Annotated in this window: 1 pseudogene; it reads right to left on the reverse strand. The window is 43.6% G+C overall.

What is annotated here, in order from left to right:
- Nucleotides 1–319: pseudogene (locus AC1M9L_RS14840) on the reverse strand (IS5 family transposase); the annotation flags it as partial.

Genomic DNA, 319 nt, shown 5'->3' on the forward strand with positions numbered 1-319 from the left:
TGCCGATCTGCAATGACCTGACGGCATTGCTTGGTGTCATAAGCTCCATCGGTATAAACAGAGTCAATCTGCTCATCTTGTGGAATCTGATCGAGTAAATCACCAAGCACTTGGAATCACTCACATTATTTGTAGTGAGTTGAATGGCGCGTATTTGAAGGGTTTCAGCATCTATACCAATATGAAGTTTACGCCATTGGCGACGATATTCAGGTCCATGTTTCTTGTGTTTCCATTCGCCCTCACCTAGAAACTTCATGCCTGTAGAGTCTATGAGTAGATGCAGCCCATCGCTACTTTTTTGGTAGCTGATTGCAAT

Source organism: Acinetobacter sp. ANC_7511 (genome assembly GCF_056779975.1).